This window comes from Enterococcus sp. 6D12_DIV0197, assembly GCF_002174385.1.
Lineage (GTDB): Bacteria > Bacillota > Bacilli > Lactobacillales > Enterococcaceae > Enterococcus_D > Enterococcus_D casseliflavus.
Genome location: NZ_NIBN01000001.1, coordinates 2954200 through 2978715 on the forward strand (window position 1 = coordinate 2954200; position 24516 = coordinate 2978715).

The 24516-nt window shown below is 41.9% G+C and carries 23 protein-coding genes and 2 tRNA genes; all 25 read right to left on the reverse strand.

Annotated features, from left to right (window positions below; translation table 11 throughout):
- Positions 1-6: 6 nt before the first annotated feature.
- The 25 genes from A5867_RS13830 to atpD all read right to left on the reverse strand — a co-directional run bounded on the left by A5867_RS13830 (position 7) and on the right by atpD (position 24491).
- A complete protein-coding gene (locus tag A5867_RS13830; RefSeq protein WP_087627825.1) occupies positions 7-870 on the reverse strand; it encodes a sugar ABC transporter permease in 864 nt (287 codons plus the stop codon).
- Positions 867-3122, reverse strand: a complete 2256-nt coding sequence (locus A5867_RS13835; RefSeq protein WP_087627826.1) for a DUF5696 domain-containing protein — start codon at positions 3120-3122, stop codon at positions 867-869. The genes A5867_RS13830 and A5867_RS13835 overlap by 4 nt, the downstream gene beginning before the upstream one ends.
- Positions 3119-5134: a hypothetical protein gene (locus A5867_RS13840; protein ID WP_087627827.1), complete on the reverse strand. Its 2016-nt coding sequence runs from the start codon at positions 5132-5134 to the stop codon at positions 3119-3121. Before A5867_RS13840 ends, A5867_RS13835 begins: the two co-directional genes overlap by 4 nt.
- Position 5135: 1 nt before the next feature.
- Complete coding sequence (locus tag A5867_RS13845) at positions 5136-6005, reverse strand: carbohydrate ABC transporter permease (protein WP_087627828.1); 870 nt, start codon at positions 6003-6005, stop codon at positions 5136-5138.
- 27 nt (positions 6006-6032) lie between these two features.
- The gene (locus tag A5867_RS13850) at positions 6033-6968 is read right to left on the reverse strand and encodes a sugar ABC transporter permease (protein ID WP_087627829.1); all 936 of its coding nucleotides are present in this window, start codon (positions 6966-6968) and stop codon (positions 6033-6035) included.
- On the reverse strand, positions 6952-9966 hold the full coding sequence (locus A5867_RS13855; protein WP_087627830.1) for an extracellular solute-binding protein: 3015 nt from the start codon (positions 9964-9966) through the stop codon (positions 6952-6954). Before A5867_RS13855 ends, A5867_RS13850 begins: the two co-directional genes overlap by 17 nt.
- Positions 9967-10055: 89 nt before the next feature.
- Positions 10056-11582 (reverse strand): ABC transporter substrate-binding protein, encoded by a 1527-nt coding sequence (locus tag A5867_RS13860; protein ID WP_087627831.1) that lies wholly within the window; start codon positions 11580-11582, stop codon positions 10056-10058.
- 725 nt (positions 11583-12307) lie between these two features.
- Entirely contained in the window at positions 12308-12475 is a 168-nt protein-coding gene (locus A5867_RS18000) for a hypothetical protein (protein WP_005228760.1), read from the reverse strand.
- 150 nt (positions 12476-12625) lie between these two features.
- Positions 12626-12697 (reverse strand) — tRNA-Gln (locus tag A5867_RS13865).
- A 4-nt stretch (positions 12698-12701) separates the two neighbouring features.
- A tRNA-Tyr gene (locus tag A5867_RS13870) sits at positions 12702-12785 on the reverse strand.
- Positions 12786-12870: 85 nt separating this feature from the next.
- Positions 12871-13104, reverse strand: a complete 234-nt coding sequence (locus tag A5867_RS13875; RefSeq protein WP_005228752.1) for a DUF2969 domain-containing protein — start codon at positions 13102-13104, stop codon at positions 12871-12873.
- A 126-nt stretch (positions 13105-13230) separates the two neighbouring features.
- Complete coding sequence (locus A5867_RS13880; protein ID WP_087627832.1) at positions 13231-13878, reverse strand: CBS and ACT domain-containing protein; 648 nt, start codon at positions 13876-13878, stop codon at positions 13231-13233.
- A 3-nt stretch (positions 13879-13881) separates the two neighbouring features.
- Positions 13882-14583 carry an ABC transporter ATP-binding protein gene (locus tag A5867_RS13885; protein WP_015510178.1) on the reverse strand — a complete coding sequence of 234 codons (702 nt, stop codon included), beginning with the start codon at positions 14581-14583 and terminating at the stop codon, positions 13882-13884.
- Entirely contained in the window at positions 14583-15359 is a 777-nt protein-coding gene (locus A5867_RS13890) for an ABC transporter ATP-binding protein (protein ID WP_015510179.1), read from the reverse strand. The genes A5867_RS13885 and A5867_RS13890 overlap by 1 nt, the downstream gene beginning before the upstream one ends.
- On the reverse strand, positions 15340-16317 hold the full coding sequence (locus tag A5867_RS13895; protein ID WP_005228744.1) for a branched-chain amino acid ABC transporter permease: 978 nt from the start codon (positions 16315-16317) through the stop codon (positions 15340-15342). Before A5867_RS13895 ends, A5867_RS13890 begins: the two co-directional genes overlap by 20 nt.
- A gap of 9 nt (positions 16318-16326) precedes the next feature.
- Positions 16327-17205 carry a branched-chain amino acid ABC transporter permease gene (locus tag A5867_RS13900; protein ID WP_005228742.1) on the reverse strand — a complete coding sequence of 293 codons (879 nt, stop codon included), beginning with the start codon at positions 17203-17205 and terminating at the stop codon, positions 16327-16329.
- Between the two features lie 108 nt (positions 17206-17313).
- Complete coding sequence (locus tag A5867_RS13905) at positions 17314-18501, reverse strand: ABC transporter substrate-binding protein (protein WP_010749790.1); 1188 nt, start codon at positions 18499-18501, stop codon at positions 17314-17316.
- Between the two features lie 284 nt (positions 18502-18785).
- The gene (locus A5867_RS13915; protein ID WP_087627833.1) at positions 18786-19667 is read right to left on the reverse strand and encodes an ROK family protein; all 882 of its coding nucleotides are present in this window, start codon (positions 19665-19667) and stop codon (positions 18786-18788) included.
- A gap of 124 nt (positions 19668-19791) precedes the next feature.
- Entirely contained in the window at positions 19792-20250 is a 459-nt protein-coding gene (locus A5867_RS13920; RefSeq protein ID WP_087627834.1) for a GNAT family N-acetyltransferase, read from the reverse strand.
- A 39-nt stretch (positions 20251-20289) separates the two neighbouring features.
- The gene (gene yidD, locus A5867_RS13925) at positions 20290-20565 is read right to left on the reverse strand and encodes a membrane protein insertion efficiency factor YidD (RefSeq protein WP_016608771.1); all 276 of its coding nucleotides are present in this window, start codon (positions 20563-20565) and stop codon (positions 20290-20292) included.
- 91 nt (positions 20566-20656) lie between these two features.
- Positions 20657-20833: a DNA-directed RNA polymerase subunit beta gene (locus A5867_RS13930; protein WP_005228723.1), complete on the reverse strand. Its 177-nt coding sequence runs from the start codon at positions 20831-20833 to the stop codon at positions 20657-20659.
- Between the two features lie 20 nt (positions 20834-20853).
- Positions 20854-22146 (reverse strand): UDP-N-acetylglucosamine 1-carboxyvinyltransferase, encoded by a 1293-nt coding sequence (murA, locus tag A5867_RS13935; protein ID WP_016608772.1) that lies wholly within the window; start codon positions 22144-22146, stop codon positions 20854-20856.
- A 90-nt stretch (positions 22147-22236) separates the two neighbouring features.
- Positions 22237-22470 carry a DUF1146 family protein gene (locus tag A5867_RS13940; RefSeq protein ID WP_008380880.1) on the reverse strand — a complete coding sequence of 78 codons (234 nt, stop codon included), beginning with the start codon at positions 22468-22470 and terminating at the stop codon, positions 22237-22239.
- A 160-nt stretch (positions 22471-22630) separates the two neighbouring features.
- Positions 22631-23053, reverse strand: a complete 423-nt coding sequence (locus tag A5867_RS13945; RefSeq protein ID WP_005228716.1) for a F0F1 ATP synthase subunit epsilon — start codon at positions 23051-23053, stop codon at positions 22631-22633.
- Between the two features lie 31 nt (positions 23054-23084).
- The gene (atpD, locus tag A5867_RS13950) at positions 23085-24491 is read right to left on the reverse strand and encodes a F0F1 ATP synthase subunit beta (RefSeq protein WP_005231864.1); all 1407 of its coding nucleotides are present in this window, start codon (positions 24489-24491) and stop codon (positions 23085-23087) included.
- Positions 24492-24516: the final 25 nt, after the last annotated feature.

Here is a 24516-nt window from a genome sequence, read left to right on the forward strand (position 1 = left end):
ATGTTCTTAACCCGCCTTACTTTTCTTGCGCTCTTTTATGATCGTATACAAAATACCAATCATTAAAAATTGGAACAGTGTGTACAATATAGCGATCGCTGATGCATAGCCTTCTCTTCTAGCCCCGTCATAAGTGGATTCTAATATAATGGAAACTATTGGATTTGCTTCGAAATTTGCTAAAAAAACGACTATAAACACGACAGCGACATTGATCAACGGAAAAATTATCGGTAAAGTGATTTTCCAAAAACTGACCCAAGAAGAGGCGCCGTCGATCGATGCAGCTTCATAGATACTCGGGTTGACATTTTGCAAGGATGCTAGAAAAATCAATACTGGAACTGCACAATACCATAGCAGTTGCGCAATCATTTCAAATAGCTCTGCAATCAGTAGAACAACCGCTTGTGAAGGAATAAAAAATTCTAAAATATCGAGAATCACGAGATTCGCCACAATTCCTGTTCCACCATACTCACTGATCATGGTCATCAGTTTGCCGCTTAAGATGATAATAGGTAGAAAAAAGATCAGACGAAAGAACCAATTACCACGGATTTTTTGGTTCAATAGCATAGCGATAATCACGGATAAGGCGATGATCACGGGTACCTGAAATAAGGTAGCCACAAAAAAGTCTTGCAAGGCGATCACAAAGTCAATATCTTGAAACAAGATTCGGTCATAATTCTCCCAACCGACCCAATTATAACGCCAGCCTGAACGAATCCCGTAGGAGACGTTATGGAAGCTAAAGAAGATCGTTCGACTAAGCGGATAGGCGACTAACGTCAGAAACCCAATGATCCAAGGACTGACAAAAAGCAACCCTGTTAACTTCTTTTTCTTTTGCATGGATAATTTCATCGAACAACGACCCCCTTTCCTTCTACTGTGACTTCCCCTGTATCAAAGGTCGTTTCATTATAATTGATCGTTAGTGTCTTTTGATTGGCATAGGTTACTTGAACGACCCCCTCTGCTAAGCGTTGATGGCCGATCATCTCACTTCCTCTGACACCTGCCAAGGCTTCGTTCATTGCCTCATAATAAAAGGTGATTCGTTCTGCTAAATACTCATATTCAGAAACAGTGATTGCACTCGCACCGGTACCTTTCATTTTGTATGCTGGTTCCCCCGTCAAGACGAATGCAGGATAAACACCAAATTCGATTAGTCGCAAAAGGGTATCTTGGTCATGGGAAACACTATTCAGATAGGTGGCATACATCTCAACATGTCCACTTAAAATCAGTTGCAACAATGGAATCGTTTCATCAATAAAAACAAACCCTGAAGAATAGATAGGCGTATCATAATAATCATCGAGGTAAGGGAAAAGATACGCATTTGGTCGATACATATTCGCTGCTACCTCAGCTTCCTCCAATCGCTCAAGCAACTGTTTGACACTTGTCATCGTCACCAGGCTGCTATGGATCTGACGGTCTTCAAAAAAAGTAAACAAGTTGTGATCGAAACCAGCCAAAGCCAGACTCACGCCCTCAAGCTCAGCGAGTGTCGTTAAGTCCTTCTCTAATGATGAAGCATAGGAGTAAGGACTATTCATATAATTGAGGGTTGCCTTTTCTGGATCAAAAAACTGAAAATCGTTCCTATTTAATTTATACGTTTGCTGATTGCTTGCATTATGATAAGATTTCGTATAATCCACATAAAAGTTAAAAGCGATCTCATGCTCCTCAAAGGTTGCCAACAGCGCTTGAAAGTCTTGGTTATTCTTTAGGTCTTTTTGCGGGCCAATGCCATATGCCCAGCGATCTTGTAAAAACGATTTAGCAGTGACCGTTAACTGATCGATGCCACTTTCTAGTAATTGCTCTGTGATTGCTTGTGCTTGCAGATGATCTGTCAGCGCTACCTCCTCAATCCCCAAATTTCCCAGCTTTACTTCATTCATTAAGAAATCAATTTTCACAGGCATCGATTGAACAGGTGTCGCTTTTTCTTTGGTCTCTCCAATCTGTTCAATAAAGCTTCGATAACTTTTTGCCAGACCAACATAATTCGCCTCATCTTCTCGCAAGAAAACATAGCGTTGCACGACATCAAAATCATTGGGAAGTTCTTGAAAGCCTAAGATATGTTGATCTTCATTGATCCGACTTTGAAATTGTGAATAAGCGGTACGATAGGTATAAGTAAAATAGGATTGATAAAAATGCGTATCTGTATTTTTGGGTCGATAGTTATACGTGGCATAGCTTTCTCCGTTTTCAGAAATAACTAACACGCCAGCGGTGTTCTCTTCTTTAATCACACCATAGATCGGTAACGTCAAAAGCTCAATTGGCTTTGACGGGTAGGCGCCTCCTCGAGGATTGTCTTCATACCCCTGATCTAAGCCATAAACAGGGGCAGAATACCCGACCAGAGATCTTGGGGTCTCATCTAGGCGAATGATTGCCCCTGGACCATCGGGTACAACTAGATACCCTGTTTCTTCACCTTCTGTACTAGCGAAAAATGGATACAGGATCAGTTGATTCAGTGAAATATTATTGTTTCCCGGCTGCCAAAGATGCTCATTGTACTCCTCAACACTTTCCTTGGGAATATGAACAAGAAGATCGCCACCTTGAATACTGACCTTCAATTCAAAACGAATCTTTTGTGAAGTAAAATCAATACTGGCAACAAAACCACTCTCGTGAAACTGGTATTCTTTCGTGACACCCGAATCCATGAGTGTCCGTCGTCCTGGTGTTGCGCGATCATACGTAACGATTGAAACACCAGACTTGATATAATTGACGATTTCTTGACTATATTGCATCTCAACATAATCTGCTTGATAGTCATAGGAAGTCCATTGCTCGCCGTTCACCTTGTCAAAGACGATGATAGCTGCCGTCTCTTCTTCGACATACAACATCAGTTGCTCATTTTCAGCTACTAACCGAAAAGAAGCTGGAATTTCAGACGGTACATCATAGCTTTCCTCAGAAGCTTTTGCTGCTGTGTTAACTGTCACTGCCTGAAAATCGTTCATTATCGGCTCGATTCTGGGCTTTTCTTCTTTCGGACTGATCAGCCAAACAACCAGGAAAGCAATTACTGGTAAAATTAGTATATAAGTCAGCCATTTTTTATTCATCGGGCACTCACCTCAGTTATCACATCTAGAATAAAGTTGACAAGCTGGCTACCTAATGTGTACAGGACAAATACACATAGCCCAATAATCAACATGGTAAAAATACTTTTAAAGATGATCGAAAACGTCTCGCCTACGTCATAGTTGTGAAGATCTTTGATCACAAAAAATTGTAGAAATAAGATCCAAAGTCCTGTAACTGCTTGTGGAAGGTAGAAAAAGACACTTTGTTCTAAGGTAAGACCATTACTCAAAAGAATAACGACTGGAAAAACAAATAATAGTGGTGTCATCGCATAAGCAGTTCCATTGACACTTTGGATAAACGTACCTTCCCCATCGTTGATCGAGCAAATCAAATAATTTGATACTACCCATAATAAGACTAAAAAAATGAGGAGTGCTAGTTCATATAATAGATATTGATTGTTTGCTACAAAAATTACATTTGTCCATTGATGATAGCTCAGAAACAAAACAATATAGAGAAAAAAGAGAATCATAGAGAAAAACACTGATACCCGATTGCGACGTTTGATCGTATAGATTCCATCAAAAATCGCTTGATGAAACTCAAAAATAAACAAGAAATTATCGACAAGTTTGTACTTTTTCACCCATTGAAGTTTATGACTTAACGAAAGAGAACGGCGACTAAATTTCTTTAACAATCGCCATATGCTCCATAAGAGAAAGCCGATCATCATCAGGACAAACAAGGCATTTAAATTGGCACTCAGCCAATCTTGCCGAATTTCCCAAAAAGCCGCCGATATTCCAGGGGTAAACTCAGCACTCATAAATTCCTGGTAAGCTGACTGAGCGTCACCTTCTCGTAAATAGGCATTGCCTAATCCAATCCGTGCGTTATCGAAAACGGAATTATAATTCAAGGTATACGCCCAAAGCTCTTGGCTCACTCGGTATTCCCCTTGCTGATAACTACTCATGGCTTGATGAACCGCTTCTGTAAAACGAGTACGTTCATACTTTACCAAGGAAGATGCTCCTTGATCGACGATGATCAGTTCATTGTCTGAGGTGGCTGCGATACTCGTAGGACGACTTAAAATCCCGAAACGACTAGAGATCACATCATTGCCTCCAAACACGAAGAGCAACTGTCCTTGCGCATCATATTCATAGATCCAACCATCTGAGGAAACGGCATAGACGCTGTCTTGTTGACCGACCCAAATACTTTCCATATTAAATTCCCCCAACAGATCATCCGGAAAATAATTGGTTCCTGCGACATTAAACTTTTTTATCGCTCCCGCTGCCAATGAAGAAGTCACCGTATAAACAAATCCTTTTTGATCGATACTCACATCAGCGATAATATTTGGAAAAACAGTTTCCATTGCTTGTTGCTGCGTTTCTGTTAAAAAGAAAGAACGAATCTGATCTAACAGTGGAACATTTAAAGGGTTGGCACCAAAGAAGGTAACGAACTCTCCAGCGCGATTCAGCATGATCAAGCCGTTGCTTGATTCAGAGCCTCGAATATAGAGGTTTCCTCGCATGTCGACCGCTAGATGCGTCGGTAAGAAAGGGTAACCTTCATTGAATACGGGTGCGTCTGGCGTACCGATTTCTTGTAAGAATTCATGCGTCTCTTTGTCATATAAAAAGATTTTATTTTGGCTCGTATCTACTGCGTAAATAATCTCATCTGTGACGAAGGTACTTTGCACTTCAACCAATTCTTCGCTAGCTAAAGTTCCTTGATAAGACAGTTCTTTATCAAGAATGATGACTTGATTCAGCCCTGTATCAGAAATGTACACATTGTCTTCGCGATCAACGAAAACATGATTAGGTTCGACAAAGGATCGCCCATCAAAGGTGGTGATTTCTTTTGCAGGTGTATAGGCCGTTTGCGTCCGTAGAAAGTAATTTTCACTATCTGTAGTGAAGGTGAAATAGGGTACTTCTTGGGCAAGAACTGATTCCGGTACTAAAGTTGCCAAGAGCAGCGCCAATAAAATAAGCATCGTCTTCTTTTTCATATCACTTGATCCCCGTATGTGCCATCGAATTCATGACTTTATTTTGCAAAATGATAAACAATAACAAATTCGGTACAAACATGATGAGCCCCCCGACCGCTTCTACTCCTGCACTGGCGACAACATTTCCAGTTTGTGAAGAAAGAGTCGACATGTAAAAAGGAAGCGTTCGGATGGCTTCACTATCCATAAAAATAGCGGAAGCTTCTACATTGCCCCACACCGACTGAAACGTCAGTAATGAAACCGTGATCAGCGCGGGCTTGATCATCGGCATGATGATACTCCAATAAATTCGAGCAAAGCTTGCCCCATCCATTTTGGCCGCTTCAATCAAGGAATCTGGGATTTGGTCAATAAACTGCTTCAATAAAAACAAACCGACAGGCATTGCTAACATTGGAATAATGTGTGCCCAAATCGAATTGTAAAGTCCTAATTGAACAATGATCAAAAACCGCGGGATCGCCACCGCAACAGGCACAAACATAAGCGCCAAAGTATTGATTTTGTTAAAGGTCTTCTTGCCTTTAAAATGCAGCTTAGATAGTGCAAAGGCAGCGGAGGAGCTGATCAACAACGTCAAGACAATCAACGTGAACGCTACGAATAAACTATTGAACAAATAACGGCTCATTGGGATACCGGATTGATTGGAAAAATTGGTCAAGAGCTGAAAATTTTCTAATGTAGGCTGCCGAACAAAAAAAGTCGGCGGATAAGCAAATAACTCGGTAAATGGTTTAAATGCATGATTAATTATAAAGATCACTGGTAACCCCATGATCAGTGAAACGAAGATCAAAAGTACGTGGATCTTCATTTGGTCTTTATGAAATCGTTGTGGATTCACTTTAACGGGACTCGACATCTTTTCACCACTCTCTAGATAATAATTTTAGTTTTCACTAAACAGCTTATAGCTGACACGATTAAATAGGACTACAATAAGTAGTAGCACAACTGTGACGGCTGACGCATAGCCTAACTCATACCGTGTAAAGCCAAAGTCTTGCGCATGATCAACGATCAACCAACCGGAATATTGCGGAGGTGGATTTCCACCACTCAAAGCCGCCGCCAATCCAGCTGTGTTAAACGTGCCAACGATGGCCATGACTGCCCCAAACAACATTTGAGGTTTCATAGAAGGAATTGTAATAAAGAAAACTTCTTGCCATCTATTTTTCACACCATCAATACTTCCTGCTTCATAAAGTGAACGATCGATGTTCAATAGACCACCTAACATGGCTAAAAAGCCGACTCCCATGCTACTCCAAATCCCGATAAAAATCATAATGACAAATAAAATCGTAGGCTGCTGTAAAAACTGAATCGGTTCTCGAACGATCCCCCATTCTAAAAGCCAATGATTCAAGTAGCCAGTCTCATCGCCACTGAATAAAACGCGCCAAACCGTCCCCATCATAATAGAGCCCGTAATTGAAGGCGAGTAAATGATCACCGTATATATGGTTCGCATCCGATGCGTGACTTGCGAGATATTCCACGCGAGGAAAAAAGCCAACATATAGCCTACTGGACCGACGATCACCCCATACAAGATCGTATTCATCAGTGCATTTTGCAAGAAGATCGTATCCCCCATGATCAAATCAATATAGTTTTGAAAACCAATAAATTCTGGAAATTGAACGGTATTGAAATAGGTGAAGGATAAAATAAAAGCGACTAAAACAGGCAATAAAATCAGTAAACCGAATAATAGTGCATAAGGCGAAAGAAAGAGAAACGATGAATTCAACAGACGGTCTAGCCAGCGATGCTCTTTTTTCGTTGTCTTTTGACTTGATTTAGTTATCCCCATCATGACTTGGTATCCACCTTTCAATTGTTTCTAATACGGGGACATTAAAAGGTCGGACCAAGACATCTTCTTGGATATACCCAAATTCCCTCAATTTTCTTTCCAACTCTTTATCGATAATCCCGACGGCATGATCAATGGCGATTCGTGGATTTTCCCCATCTAAAACTACTTTGTTCCAAGCATTGCTTAGCTCTCTTTCAACAATATAATCTCCAGGAACTCTGCCTGTGGTTTGAATCCATTGCCATTGGTCTAAAATCACTTGCTTTGATTCTTGCGGCCAAGCGCTTGCTTTGAACCCTTCTAGATTAGCGGGCAGATAAAGGAATTGGTGCCCCAAAGTCGCCTGCAGATCATAGGAGAACGTCGCCTGTGTTTCGCTACTGTTCCACCATTGTAAGAATAACCAGCTTTCTGCTTTTTTCTCACTATCGCTAAAAATGATCGATGCAGAACCATAGGTAGGGTCCCAGCGCTCGATTTCTCCCTCTGCATTTTCTATACCAGGAATTGGGATTATCCCCCATTGTCCAGCGATTTCAGGTGCTGCGTGTTTTAATTGCACATACAGGTTCGCATCACCGATCCCAATCGGCGTTTTCCCATCCCGAAAGCTCTGATAAAATTGTGCAGTAGTCAAGGGCATATTGTAGACCGTAAATAGACTAGTCATAAAATCAAACGCTTCATAGGCACCGCCTAAATGAATCTCCGTTTGACTCCCTGTGTCATCAAACAGTCTGCCGCCATATTGATAAATAAAAGGTGTCGTCGTGTCGAAACCTTTATGTGAGCTATCTGATCCTAAAGGAATATAGATATTCATATCGTATCTTTGCAACAAAGGAATGATACTGATCATTTCTTCCCAAGTTTGTGGCGGTTCTTCTCCGATCATCTCCAATAGATCCTTGCGATAATATAGCAGTTTGACGGTTTGCGTTTCTGGAATCGCATAGACGCCTTCGTCATAAATGTATTGCGTAAAGGAATTCGGATTGTAATCAGCAGTAAGCTGGTCAAATCCCTCCAATGCACTAAGATCCTCGATGATCCCTCGCAAACCCAGCTCAAACGGCATCCCATGACTGACACTGAGAGCAGCATCTGGTACACTTCCTGCAGCATTATTTAAAATGATTCGTTGTTCATCTGGTAACAAAGATAAGTTCACTTGGATTCCTGTTTTTGGTGTGAATTCTTCATCAACCAGTCGCTGGATGATCTCCAAGTTCAATCGTGATTGATTGACCCAGACCTCAATTGCTTCTCCCTCAGTTTCATTGACTTGCCTATATCTTGGATTGATGAAGGTATAAATAAATGCCTTTACTCCTTCGAAGGCTGTAGTAAAGATCCCAGCTCGTTCCCTTGGTAATTCCGCATTGGCCTCGTGGATGAAAATGCGATCCATTGATAACGGACTAGTGATCAATGTTGGCAGAACAGATTGAATCCTTCCGTATGCGGAAGAATACCCTTGATTAAAACGGGTCAAATAATGTGGCAATGTATCAGGCTGTTCATAGAAACTCTCTACCATTGAGATAGCCACGGCTAATTCAGTTAAAATGGGCAATTTTTCGTTGCCAAATAAATCGATAAGCACTTCTTTTTGTGTTTCTAATCCCTCTAGGATCTCTGCTAATGAAGCTTTGAGTTCTGGAAAATAAGTTTCGATCCGCCAGTCTCTTTGACGATCGACCAAACCACCCGTCAAGCGCACGACTTCTGCACCAATGGCATCCATTTTTCCAAGTAATGCAAGCAATTCATGATAGGGTGCTGCTACTAACGTGCTATCAATCGTAAGAGACATCGTGTGCTGTCCCTCTTCTAAATAAAAAACATACGCGTTCCCCTCAGTATCACTTAGGGTTTCATGCGTCCACTTATTTGCGTAATCAAAAGTGTAGGTACGCATTTCCTCAAATGGAACTTCGCCATTCAACTCGATTCGTCTTCTAGCAGGCATTCCGTTATTCATATTTTGTAAATACTTGAAGGTGATCTGATAAAATCCACTCTCTTCTACATCAAAAAGATACGTCACCTTGTCTCCGGGTTCTGAAAAAGAAGCACCATCTAATACATTCAATAATCGAGTTTGATAGTCATAAGGGCTCAATGCTGGGTTTCGGAGATATTGCCCGCGAATACTTCTGCGACTTTTTGTCAAAGGCGCTTCCGTCTCGATCGTCAACAATTGTTGTTCATTTTGACTTGATGTTCCTTCATACAACGCAAGATATTCTTCGTACGAGGGAATCGATTGTTGCGTATTCTTGATAATGATATCTCCTAGTAAAAGAACCCCTTCATTTACCTCAAAAGAAAAGGTATTCGCGCCTTGCTCAAGTTCAAACTTCAATGGTTCTGCAAAAAAATGATTTGGGTCTTTCAATGGTTGTTGCGCCCACTCCCCAGCTAGTTCTGATCGTACTTGAAGCTGATCGCCATAACGGTCAAATTGAATAGCGGCTTCATCATTTGTTTGCTGCCATTGTAGCGGCAACGTCAATGCATTCATCTCATTAAATTGACTGGTGTCGTTGATTCTCAATGACAATTCTGGATTTAAAAATGTTTGCTCATCTACACGATAATCCATCCACACTTCATACAAACCACTGACTGGCACATTGATGTCAAACACTATTTTGTCCCCAGCTTGAATACTGGTGACATGCCCCTCATAGTTTTTACTCTGAGAAGGAGGAATTAATTCGCCACCTGTGCGTTCTGGCGCTTGAATGGTCACTTCCTCAAGGGGAACCTCAAGACCTTCTTTCGCTCGCCTCATCGCAATCGCATAATAGTGGTCCGCTTCATAGGAGAAAGCCATTACTTCTTCAGTAGCCCTTACTTCATTCCCCTCTGCTTCTTGCTCCCCTCCACTATCGTTTTGGGAAGAAAGAGCTGCTGCGAATACAATCGCAATCGTTACTACGATCGACCAGGCAATTTTGACCGTCCTTCTATTTTTCTTCTTCGTCATAGCATCCCAACCTATCACTCATTTTTTGATGCAAGGAAACCTTGTTATGGTTCGAATGACCATAACAAGGTAGGTATTGACTATAGTGATCATCGATTGTATTGTCGTAAGTATTCTTCGATCTGTTCATTGATTCTGCGATCCCATTCGCTTGCAATGTCACTGTAGCGAACACCTTCATCTTTGATTTGGTGCATGATTTCCCAAGGATCGACATCCCCTTGAACATTAGAGAATCCAGGCATCTGTCTTGGGTAAGCCACTGGGTTTGAAAGCTGTTGTTGGAATGCTTCTTCTTTAAAGGCAGCAAAATTGTAGTTTGCTAATCCGCTCTCTTCATCGAAGCCTTTTACCAATGGATGATTTGCTAGTACCGTTGGATTGGTCGTGATTGGCCATCCTTGAATAAAGTCCATCAAGCGATCTTCTGCTCGTAGTGGTGCATCTTCTGGAAGACCTGTATATTCATCGATCAATGCCCATCTTGACAGCAATCCTTCCTCACCATAAGTCAACCACTTCAACAGCTCAAATGCCGCCTGTGCCTTCACAGGATCATCTTCTAACTGACTAGAGATACTGAAGGTATCATAGTAACCTGGAATATAGGTTTCACCACGAGGAGCAGTAGGCATTGGGTAAATATCGATCTCCATATCCCGCGTTTCGATCAATTCAGAAACATCGCCACTTAACGCCCATAACCAGCCACTATCTAACACTTGTAAGCCATCACCAAACGCCCAACTCAAGTTGCCGACTTTTGCTACTCTTTCCTCTTCGCTCAGATCATAAAAATGCAACCCTTCGATTGCCTCGCGGGCAAATCGCTCATAATATTCACCAAAATTAGTTGCACTAGCTAAGTCCCAGCGTTCTGTTTCAATATTGAATCCTTTCCAGCCATTGGGAATATCATCAAAGTAATTTGGACCTATTTCACCAAATCCGACAACACCTGGAAAGATTGGGCTATTTGGTGTTAGAACTGCAATTTCACTTCGAAGATTTTCGTACTCCTCATAACTCCAGTTGTAGTCTGGAATCGCAATGTTGTTTTCTCTTAGGAGCCGTGTATTGACTAACACATATTGAGAAACAGACTGCCACGCCAAGCCATAGATTTCTTCTCCGTCATGGGTACGTAAAAACTCCATTGCGTTCTCAGAGATCCATTGCGCTTCATCATCTGCTTCTAAATAAGGGGTTAAATCAAGCGTAAATTCACGATCGTAAACTTCAGCAGACATCGGCGAAAAATAAATGTCAGGTAAGTCATTGTCTTGTGCACGGGCATTCAGCATTTCCAATTGTTCAAAGTTTCCATTTTCACCATTGGCAAATTGCGCATCACGAATAACATTGACGTTCGGATACTTCTCCATAAATTTCTCGATATTTAACCACATTGGATTTTCGCTATTTTCTTCCCCATAATAGCGGCTGGCAAAAACCAGATCGATCTCTTCTTCTTGCCAGGCAGGAGTCCCTTCTTCCCCTTGTGTTGCATGATTTCCAGAACTAATGGTTTCTTGATCATCCGAGTTACTACACGCTCCCAAAATAAATACACTGGAGAACAAACAGACCGACTTTACTATTTTGCTATTTTTCATACAAAACACTCCTCAATTTTATTTTGTCTTTTATTTCTTAATGGAAATGGGACAACTTTCCTTAAGCGCTAGGCAATCTTTTTTAGTTAAACGTTTACGTACGTATTACGTAAACGTTTAACCAGAGTCTTTTCCTTCACCCTCTAATCGTAACGATGAGAAACGATACATGTTAACGAGCCGCCGTTTTTAAATTGTTATCGGAAAATTCTCATAATTCTTTTACTCACTGTGGTACATTGTTTAAACTCTCTCTTTGATTCTTAGGTTGTTAATTTTCGCTGCAATACCAGAAAAGATACACTCTGCTATTATTCATTTTGATCTAATTATTGGGTTCCGAATATACTAAACCTATCTGTAAGCGCTTCAGTTATAAAGTAATAGTACCATATGATAACAGATACTCAATATAAAACTTATAATTTGTGCAAATAACCTCCCTATTTTATCTCGAAAATTGATAAATTATCGCCTTAAACAAGGTAATTTGCATCAAAAATATTTTATTTTTTGATTATTTAAATTCGATTAGAAAAAAAACAGTCTATAATAATATAACAAAGCATACAAAACGATCGGTGATGACAAGCTGACGAATTAGTAAACTATCGCTAATTATTTCTTCATTTTTATTTTTTCAAGAAAACAAAAAAAGCACCGTGCTGTGCACAAGTGCTTCTCAAGGTGGATCCTTTAATAAAAAAATGTTTCCGTGATTCGTATCAATGATTTTTTGCGCGCCATTTGATCGTGTCTTTTGTCTTACGCTGTTTTGTTACTTTGATTCCTTTTGGAGCCACACGAATCGCATAGTCTTCCTTTTTGACAACGTCATAGACATGCTCTGCAACTTCCGTTACTTTTTCTTTTAGATTCAGTTTAAATTTCATGTGTTTTCATCTCCCGAATGCTTTACTACTAGCGTATCGCAAATAAAAAAAATCTTCAACTTATAGCCCTTCCTCAAACCAAAAAAATAATGGTTAAATAACGAAAAAAACAGCAAGACTACTTGCTGTTTTTTTTGCGTATTCATCTGACTGGGGTAGCTGGATTCGAACCAACGCATGACGGAGTCAAAGTCCGTTGCCTTACCGCTTGGCTATACCCCAATAATGGTGGAGGAGAGTGGATTCGAACCACTGAACCCTAAGGAACGGATTTACAGTCCGTCGCGTTTAGCCACTTCGCTACTCCTCCAAAAGGTTTTTCTCAAACCTGACAATAGTTATAATACCGAAAAAGATAACAAATTGCAAGAGCAAAAAGTAAATTTTTCTAGAAATTATTCATGTAAATTCCATTGGCGAATAATCATCTCGATCGCAGCTTCTAAACTTCTGCTTGAACCTAGATCTTCATCCCCTAAAAAGCTTTGAAATTCTTTCGGTCCAGTCGTTAAAATCTCACCGATACGTTTTTTACCAATAAATAATTCATTGACGGTATAGTCTTTGCCATGAATGGCTTTCGTTGTTTCTTCAATACGGACTTCGATATCTTTATTTTTCTTAGACATGATTGCACCTCTTTCTTTACAGCACCTTCCTATTTTAACAGAAAACCAGCAAAAGAAAAAGAAAATCTCATCTGGAACGAAAAAAAGTAGTCAATCGTTACGATCGACTACTTTTGCTGCTTTGTCTCATTTCTGGTTCGTCAAGACAGCACTGGTTACGGTATACCCCGCATCGCTTAAGATTTTCTCAATCGTTGCGACTTGGCGCGACTCTACTTGGATCTCAACAATCGTTTTTAGCGCCATCCGATTGACTACGATGGTCAAAATACTCATTTGATGATCGGCAAGCAGTTTGGTCACGTCTGCTAACACGCCTACATGGTCATCCGTGATCTCGATGGACACTCGGGTTCCGCCATCGTGGTAGCCAGTGATTTTCAAAAAGGCATCGAAAATATCATTGTTGGTAATGATTCCCACTAAGGCATCATCATCCATGACTGGTAAAACCCCCACGTTTTCACTACGCATGACGGAAATGGCGTCCTCTAATAGTGCATCTGGTTCAATCGTGGTCACTTTTTTCAACATGATATCAGCGACAGTCGTTTTATTTAAGAGATAGTTCATTTCATAAACGCTTAAGCTTGTCGCTTTTGAGGGAGTTGCTTCAGCGATCGTTCCTTCTGTGATCAACCCTACTAATTTACCGTCGTCAACGACGGGCAGACGGTGGATATCGTGCTGCTTCATTAAATCTACTGCATCAAAGATCGGTGTCTGCGAATCGACGGTGACGACCGTCTTCGTCATAAAATCACTTACACTCATTGTTTAGCCTCCTAGATACGCTTTTCTTACTTCATCACTTGCTAGTAATTCTTCTCCAGTACCTTCTAAAACGATTTTCCCCGTTTCTAATACATAGCCGCGATCGGCAATCGATAAAGCCATTTTTGCATTTTGTTCAATCAGCAGCACAGTCGTTCCTTGCTGCTTGATTTCTTGAATGATTGAAAAAATTTCTTTGATAAAAATCGGTGCCAAGCCCATCGAGGGCTCATCCAGCAAAAGCAAGCGCGGTTTTGACATCAATGCCCGCCCCATTGCCAACATCTGCTGCTCACCGCCAGATAATGTCGACGCATCTTGCGAGAGGCGTTCTTTCAATACAGGAAACTTGCGGTAAACTTGTTCATAGTCTTCTTTGACACCACTGTCTTTACGCAAGAAGGCGCCCATCTCTAAGTTTTCTTGAACCGTCAATCCTGAAAAGACGTGCCGCCCTTCTGGCACTTGCGACAAGCCGTTTGCGACGATTTTTTGCGGTGCTTCTTTCTCAATTCGTTTTCCTTCAAAAGTGACTGAGCCATTTGAGGGGCGGATCAATCCAGAAATCGTCCGTAAAATCGTGGTTTTCCCTGCACCATTGGCACCAATCAGTGAAACGATCTCCCCTTGATTGACGTGGAAGGAAACATCATGGACCGCTTGGATCATGCCGTAGTGTACACTTAAATTTTGAATTTCCAGCATCAGATTTCCCCTCCTAGATAAGCTTCGATCACCCGCGGATTGTTTTTGATCTCTTCTGGTTCACCGTGGGCGATGACTTGGCCGTATTCCAGCACATAGATCCGTTCGCACACTTCCATGACCAAACTCATATCATGCTCAATCAAGAGGATCGTCAATTGAAAATCTTTTTGGATCTTATAGATCAGCTTTGTCAGTTCTGTTGTTTCTTGAGGATTCATCCCCGCAGCCGGCTCGTCAAGAAATAGAATTTTTGGTTCTGTAGCCAATGCGCGTACGATCTCTAACCGACGCTGCTCGCCATAAGGCAAATTTTTCGCTAACGTTTGACTTTTGCCATCCATATCAAAGATCCGTAACAGCTCTAAGGCTTTTTTCTTCATGGACGCTTCGTTTTTGTAGTACTTTGGCAAACGCAGGATGCTAGTCAGCAGGCCTTCTTTATGCTTACTGTTCATAGCGATCAAGACGTTGTCCATCACAGTCAAATTTTTAAACAAGCGAATGTTTTGGAAGGTTCTTGAAAGACCTAAATCCGCAATTTTATAGGGCTTCACACCATTTAAACGTTTTGGCTTACCTTGGGTCTCAAAAAGCACTTCCCCTTCACTAGGTTCATACACACCTGTCAGGAGATTAAAGAGCGTTGTCTTGCCAGCACCGTTTGGTCCAATCAATCCGACCAGCTCATTGGTATCTAAATGGAGGTCTACATGAGAAACAGCAGCTAAACCGCCGAAGTTTTTCGTTAAGCTTTTAACTTCTAATAGAGGCATCGTTGTCATCCCCCTTTTTTCTAAATTTATCCAGCAGTCCTTTTACGGAGAATTCCCATGTCCCTAAAAGTCCGCTTGGTTTAAAGATCATGATGATGATCAAAGCCAATGCATAAATGATCATGCGCAAATCAGAGAAGCCTTGCAAGTACATATTTAAGATTCCTAGCACTACTGCCGAAACAACTGCTCCTGTGGTACTCCCAAGCCCTCCAAAAACGACGATGATCAATACATCGATCGATTTCATAAAACCGTAATCTCGTGGGAAAACCGACTGCTGATAGCTGGCATAAAGGGTACCAGCAATGCTTGCCATCACTGCCCCCATTACAAACGCAATTACCTTGTATTTCGTTGTGTTGACCCCCATTGATTCTGCAGCGATCTCATCTTCCCGAATCGCTAAAGTCGCCCGACCTGGTCCGCTATGGATAAAGTTTGACACGACAAGAATCGATAAAACGGCAAAGAGAAAGACGATCTGCCAATTACTGAATTGGGGCAATCCGAAAATTCCTGCAGGACCATTGGTCAAGCCTCGTAGGTTCACCAACAAGATCCGAATGATCTCTGCCACACCTAGGGTAGCGATCGCTAGATAGTCGCCTTTTAAACGGAGGGTCGGAATCCCAACCACTAATGCGACTGCACCAGAAACCAGCATTCCCACCAGTAAACCAGTTAAAAAGCCGCCAAAGGTTGGATTGCTAGCCGACAGGATCGCGCCAGCATAAGCACCGATTGCCATAAATCCAGCATGTCCTAAGGAGAATTGCCCTGAAAAGCCGATGATCAGATTCAAACTGACTGCCAAGATGATATTGATTCCGATATTGACGATGATGGCATCAGAGAACAAATTGATCATTCCGCCATTGTAGGCAGCAAATAATCCAAAATAAAGAATAGCTGCCAGAGCGAGCCAGATTAAGTTGTAACGTAAATTCTTTTTCATTTCTGCCACCTACACTTTCTCTTTGATATTTTTGCCGAGGATCCCAGCTGGACGAACCAACAATATAATTATTAAAATGACATACACTAAAGCATCCTTATAATCAGAAAAACCAAGCGCTGTCGCTGCTGTTTCCACCAAACCGATCACAAAGCCACCTAAGGCTGCTCCAGGAATGATCCCGATCCCGCCAAGAACCGCTGCAACAAAAGATTTCAGACCAGGAACGACGCCCATTGATGGATCAATGGAATTATAATACAAACCGATCAGCATCCCGCCAGCTGCAGCCAAAGCCGAGCCTAAGGCAAAGGTAAAGGAAATCGTTCGATTGACATTGATCCCCATCAAACGCGCTGCATCTGCATCAACACTTACTGCCCGCATCGCTTTTCCCATACGGGTTTTTTTCACGATCAATTGCAAGAGAATCATTAAGGTAACCGAAACAGCCAAGATCAATAACTGGACATTACTTACTTGAACAAACCCGATGGAATAAGTTTGTCGTTCAATCGCTTGCGGAAAGGGGCGCACATTGGCTGAAAAGAAAAAGATCATGACATTTTGCAAAAAATAAGAAACCCCGATTGCCGTGATCAGTGCCGAAATTCGCGTGGAATTGCGTAAGGGACGATACGCTAAAAATTCGATCGTTACCCCAAGAGCTGCACTGGCGATCATTGAAATGAACAACGCGGGGAAAAACCCTAATTGCCATTGATTGATCAAAAAGTAACCGATAAAACTACCGATCATGTAAACTTCTCCGTGGGCGAAGTTGATCAACTTGATGATGCCATACACCATCGTATAACCCAACGCTAACAAGGCATAGATACTGCCTAGAAACAAGCCGTTGATCAATTGTTGGATCATCATTTCCATATACTCACTTCCAATATCATTTATTATGGTCATTCTTTTAGAGAAAAGAAACTGAGACAAACACATCAGGTCTGTCCCAGTTTTCACTGCCAAACAACTGCGGGTTTTTTAAGGTTCCACAGTGTCTGCTGAGGTTTCTTTCCCGTCAGTCAATCCTAAAACAACTGCTGATTTTTCAGGGTTATGATTTTCATCCATCGTGATTTCACCGGTCACACCGACAAAGTCTTTCAGTTCAGACAAACCAGCTGCGATCGCCAATGAATCTGCTGAGTTTTGATCTTCGATCGCTTGTTTGATCATATAAACGGCATCATAGGCTAATGCATTAAAAGCAGAAGGCTCTTTGCCATATTTTTCATTGAAAGCTGCCACAAACGGCTCAACTTTGTCGTTTGCTGGTGCTTTGGTAGAGAAGTGACCTGTATAGTAAACATTGCTGACATTTTCTGCACCAGCTGTTTGAACCATTTTTTCATCACCGAATCCATCCGCACCAATGATTGCTTGATCAATTCCTAATTCTCGCGCTTGCTTGATGATCAAACCAGCTTCTGTGTAGTAGCCTGGAATGAACAAGACATCGAAGTCGACATCTTTGATTCTTGTAAGAACTGCTTGGAAATCTTTGTCGCCTTCGGTAAAGTTATCCTCTAAGACGATTTCGCCTGGGTAGCTTTCTTTAAATGCTTCCGTCAAACCAATTGCGTAGTCACTTGAGTTATCACCCAAGATTACGGCTTTTGAAGCATCCAAATTTTCTGCTGCATATTTTGCCAAGATTGTTCCTTGGAAGCTATCTTGGAAACAAGAACGGAACGCAAATTCTTGGACTTTTCCACTGGTGTAAGTAATCGCATCATCGGTACCTGAAGGAGTGACCATCGGTACTTGGGCTCTCGTCACATTCGGTAAAGCCGCCTTTGTGGCACCTGAAGTTGCTGGTCCAATAATGGCAACGACTTTATCATTGGTTGCTAAGTTGGCTGCTACTGTCGCAGCTTCATTGTTATCTGATTTGTTATCTTTCGAAATGATTTCAATTTGTTTTCCAAGAACGCCGCCGGCAGCATTGATTTCTTCGACTGCCAAGTCGATCCCCTCTTTTTCAGCCGTCCCATAAGCAGCAACTGCTCCAGATAACTCTAAGTTGGCACCAATCTTAATGGTATCTCCCTCTTGTTTATTGCCGCCTTCAGCAGCACCACTGCTATCCGTTGGTCCACCTGTTGGTCCTGCACTACAAGCTGTCAATAAAAACAAACTCGCAAACAAAAATGCAAATTTCTTTTTCATAATTTTCCTCTCCTTTACTTCCCCTGAATATGTTATCCAATATACTGAAAAATCTAGGAAATGTCAACGAATTATCAGAATATTTCACCTATTCAGAATTTATTTTTTTCGCCGATAAAAAATGGTGCTTTTAAAACATTGATCCAGCAACAATGGAATCGCTTTTCTAATTTTTGGATAAAAAGAAAAGCAAGCAAAGGTTTTTCCCCTTTGCTTGCTGCCGATACGCTTTGATTTGATACTTTTTTCTTCAAACGGACGTTTGAAAACATTACATCCTCATGTTAGCGGCTATTTCGTGGATACAATGCTTGAAAATTTGCCGCCGCCCCAACTAAATTGGCATCATTGCGATAGTCACATAGCTTGATCAGTGGGACGAAATCATTTAATGCTTGATCCGCCAACATTTTTTTCAAGCGCTGGTCAACTTCTTCTAACAAGCCTTTTTTGGCACTGACACCACCGCCGATAATGATCACTTCAGGATCAAAAGCAAACTGAATACTGAACAGTCCTTGTGCTAAATAGTTGTAAAATTTATTGACTTCCTCGATCGCAATGGCATCGCCATCTTCTGCACGTTGAAAGACCTCTTCACCGGTAATCGTCGTTCGATCCACTCCGATCCGATCACAATACCGCCAGGCCATCTGAACCGCTGTCCCTAGTTGCGAAAATGTTTTGCCTTGATCTAGGATCATCAACCCAAATTCGCCACCGTATAAATGTGCCCCACGGACTAGCTCACCATTTTGAAACAGGGTACCGCCAACGCCTGTTCCGATCACAACGAAGGCTGCTTGCTGATACTCTTTGCCCGCTCCTTGATAAAACTCAGCCATCCCAGCGCAATTGGCATCATTTTCGATGGTTACGGGTACTTCAAACGCTGCTTCGAGTTCTGAGTAAATATCAAACCCATGGATATAAGAGATCGCACTAATGCCGTCGATCCGCCGTTCTTGGGCATTGACCGCACCTGGCGCACTGATTCCAACGCCTTCAATCTCTTCATCTACGCTTGCCCTCACTTGCTGCAGCTGTGCTTTCATTTCCTCCCAAGTATTTGGAGTAGTGAACTTCCCTTTACTCACCAAAGAATCTTGTGCCCAGACGCCATATTTTACTGCTGAACCACCCATATCAAAGACTAAAATCGCCATTTTTTTCCCTCAATCCTTTATTATTCTGATACTGTCTATTTTACCGCAAGTCGGCGCTTGAAGAAAGCGATTTCCGAGGACAAGAAAAAAACAGTCTCATTCACTTAGACTGTCTCTTCATCCATTAGAGTTGCTTTTCTAAAATCACTTGATCGAACAGCTGCTGCCCATTCTCAAAAATCGGTTCGACATAGTGGGTGGTGAAATAATTCTTCACCCGCTCTTTTTCAACATAGCCTTGCTTTTGGTACAAAGTCAAGGCTGCAGAGGACAGACTACCAGTTTTGATCACTACGATCGGCCGTTTTGCCCCGAGGTGCTGACTAAGGATCGCTTCTTCGGCAGCTTGCAGCAATTGACGACCGATGCCCATTCCTTGCTTTTCTGGAGAAACGGCCACATTCATGATCTCCCAGTTCTTGCCTTGATTTTGATAAACTAGCACACCAATCATTTCTCCAGCTTCTTCATAAACAAGTGTTTGGCTATTATATAGATAGCTTTCTACGACTGCTTTATCAGGATCTGCATCCAGCAGCAACGCCCAAGGATACGCTTCATTAGGGGCGATTGGACGAATCATGGCTTTTTGGCTCCTTTTTTATATTTCTGTTGATTCCTTTTAACTTTTCCGATAACGGTACGTTGGTTTGACTTTGTCTTTCGTATTTCGTTTTAAAGTAAACGTCTGGGGTACGTAATCTATTCCGCCTTTTACAAAGGGATGGCAGCGTAAGATACGAGCTACCCCCATCAAGCCTCCTTTGGCTGCTCCATGGACTTGGATGGCTTGGATCATGTATCCTGAGCAAGTCGGATAATAACGACAGCTAGGAGGAAATAATGGGGAAATAAAACGTTGATAGAAACGAACAAAGCCGATCAAAAGTTTACTCATTTCTTGCCAGCCTTTCTTTTTAGCGTACGATTCAGTAAAGATAGATAGAAAAAACTAGGACTCAGCACGTGGCGTAAGTCCTAGTTATGGTTTATTTCATAAACTCAAAGATATGATTCCAAAGACTTGGAGAGAATACTTTAAAAGGACTGCCGTCACCGATCACTCCATAACCAATCATCGTTCCTGCTAGGAACAATAAAATAGCTAATAAAATGACGATTAAAATTTTTATCAAGCTAGTTAAAATATAACGGTTCAACTTCACTTTTTTCTCTCCTACTCCTATTAGGCGTTAACTGGTACGACTTCTTCTACTGCGTCAGAAACTCGTTCAACAGATGCCCCTAATTGTTGCAATTTTTCGTGGAATTTGTAGTAGCCGCGATCCAAATATTTTAGATTGCGAACACGCGTCCGTCCCGTTGAACGCAAACCTAATAAAATCAACGCTGCTGCGGCACGTAAATCTGTCGCATAGACCAGCGCACCTTGTAATTCATGACCGCCTTCGATCACTGCAACGTTGCCGTCAATTTTTACATGGGCATTCATGCGACGCATTTCTTCTAAATGTTGGAAACGATTCTCAAATACCGTTTCATTCACAACACTCGTTCCTTGCGCTAATAATTGAATAGCAGACATTTGCGCTTGCATGTCCGTAGGAAAACCTGGATGTGGCATCGTTTTTACATCAGTCGCTTTCAAGCGTTCTGGTCCGACCACACGAATCCCTTCAGCGACTTCAGTCACTTCTGCACCCATTTCGATCAATTTTGAAATCAATGGACGATTGTGCTCTGAGATCGCATCTTTAATAATAACGTCTCCTTGAGTCATCGCTGCTGCAACCATAAAGGTTCCTGCTTCGATACGGTCTTGCACGATCGAATGATCTACTGCATGCAGGTGTTCGACACCTTCAATACGCATCGTTTCGGTTCCTGCACCAAAGACCTTGGCACCCATTTTATTCAAAATGTTTGCTAAATCAACGATTTCTGGCTCACGAGCGACGTTTTCAATGATGGTGATGCCTTTAGCTTTTACGGCAGCCATCATGATATTTTGCGTTGCGCCGACACTTGGGAAATCCAAGTAAATGCTATTGCCTTTTAACTCATCGGCGATCGCTTCTATGTATCCATCTTTTTGGATGATTTGCGCGCCTAGTGCTTGAAATCCCTTCAAATGTAAATCAATTGGTCGTTTGCCGATTGCACAGCCGCCAGGCATTGCCACTTTGGCATGTCCATTACGGGCTAACAAAGGCCCCATGACTACGATTGAAGCGCGCATTTGGCTCACATACTCATACGGTGCTTCGATTGCTAATTCTTGTGACGCATCGATCGTCATTGTGTTGTTTTCTTCTTCAAAATCGATTGCGACATTTAAATGCCGAATCACTTCTTTCATTGTTAATACATCGGAAAGGATCGGTACATTTGTTAATGTCGTTGTTCCTTCTTCCGCTAATAAGCTTGCCGCTAAGATAGGTAGAACAGCATTTTTTGCCCCTTCGATCTTCACTGTTCCAGTTAATCGATTACCACCTTGAACGATCATCTCTTCCATTTATGTTCCCTCCAAATAATGCAGTGACTCACACAAATCTTGCCAATTATAGCATAATATTCGGTGTTTTTGCATATATTAATGAAATTCTTAAAAACCTGTTAAAAATAAATTACGACATAGCGCAATCAACTCAAGGAAAAAAGTACTGGCGGTGTAGCCTAATGCAATCGCAAGAAACACCATGACCATTCGTATCTGAGTCGTTCGTAAGGCTTTAAAAAAAGCATCGATCCGCACAGATTGCAATGCCCAAAATGCTAAATAGATGAACGCTAAATGACTCACGATTCGAATGATTGCATCAATTCCATACACTTGCATACTTCCTGCTCCTTTTTTCATAATTGAACATTCCTATCATACCACAAAGATGTCAAGATAAAAAATAATCTTTCTTGAAACCTTCATGAAAAGACTTTAAAAAGTTTTTAAAACGTTTTCTTGAAGAAACAAAAAAACAAAGGCAAGATGCCCTTGTTTTTTAGGAATGTTTTGACACGTTGATTCGATTGATGGCGCGGTGCAAAGCAACCGTTGCGCGCCGAAGCTGGTCGATATCCTCGACTTGTTTGGCTTCTTCGATTTGGCGTTCTGCACGCTGTTTTGCTCTTTCTGCACGTGAAACGTCGATGTCACGATCACGTTCCGCACTATCGGCTACGATCGAGACAACATTGTCTCGCACTTCTAATATACCGCCGTTGACAGCGACCCAGTCGACATGGGTATCTGAATCAATCCGTTTGACCCGGACTTCATCAATCGTCAATGGAACGATGATTGGGGCATGGTGCGGCAAAATACCGATCTCACCATCTGTCGTACGTGCAACCACGATTTTCGCGTGATGATCGTAAACCAAACCAGCAGGTGTCACCACATTGACTGTTAAAAATTGATCCATGAGGTTCCCCTCTTTCTTCAAGGCTGGTTAATTAATAGCCAATTTTTTTCGCTTTTTCAATGACATCTTCAATTCGTCCAACACTGCGGAAGGCTTCTTCTGGAAGATCATCATATTTTCCTTCAAGAATCTCTGCAAATCCTTTGATGGTTTCTTCAACTGGCACATAAGAACCAGGTTGTCCCGTAAACTGTTCCGCTACGTGGAAGTTTTGAGACAAGAAGAATTGAATGCGGCGTGCGCGGGCAACTAAGGTTTTTTCATCATCAGACAGTTCATCCATCCCTAAGATGGCGATGATGTCTTGTAATTCCCGATAACGTTGCAACGCATGCTGTACTTCAGTCGCTACTTCATAATGTTTTTCACCAACGATTTCAGGTGCTAACGCACTAGAAGAAGACGCCAGTGGATCAACGGCAGGATAGATCCCTTGTTCGGTCAATTTACGTTCCAAGTTGGTTGTTGCATCCAAATGGGCAAAAGCAGTCGCAGGTGCTGGGTCTGTATAGTCATCGGCAGGGACATAGATGGCTTGAATAGACGTAACGGAACCTTTTTTCGTCGATGTAATCCGTTCTTGTAATTGCCCCATCTCAGTTGCTAATGTTGGCTGATACCCAACGGCCGACGGCATCCGACCTAGTAAGGCAGATACTTCAGAACCTGCTTGAGTGAAGCGGAAGATATTATCGATAAACAAGAGCACGTCTTGTCCTTCCACATCACGGAAGTACTCGGCTAATGTCAAACCAGTCAAAGCTACCCGCATCCGGGCACCTGGTGGTTCATTCATTTGTCCAAACACCATGGCTGTTTTTTCGATAACGCCAGATTCTTTCATTTCATTATAAAGGTCATTTCCTTCACGTGTCCGTTCACCAACACCTGTGAAGACAGAGATCCCACCATGCTCTTGGGCGATGTTGTGGATCAATTCTTGGATCAAGACGGTTTTACCAACACCGGCACCACCGAAAAGTCCAACTTTCCCCCCTTTTAAATAAGGAGCTAACAAATCAATGACTTTGATCCCAGTTTCAAGGATCTCCGTACTTGTTGACAATTCATCAAAGTCAGGTGCTTTTTTGTGAATCCCACTGCGGGGTGCCTCTTCAGGAAATGGTGCTTCTAAATCGATGGTATCGCCTAGGACATTAAATACCCGTCCTAATGTTTCTGTCCCAACTGGAACAGAGATGGAGGCGCCTGTATCGATTACTTCCATTCCTCGTTGTAAGCCATCTGTTGATTCCATGGCAATCGTACGGATAACGCCGTCGCCAAGTTCTAGGGCAGCTTCTAACACAACTTTTGTTTTCTGCTCATCTTTTTTGTAAACAATCAACGCATTGTTGATATCTGGTAATGATTGGTCTAGAGAGAATTCCACGTCAACAACGGGACCAATGACTTGAACAATCTTGCCTGAACTCATTCGTATTCCTCCATTCGTTCTTGAA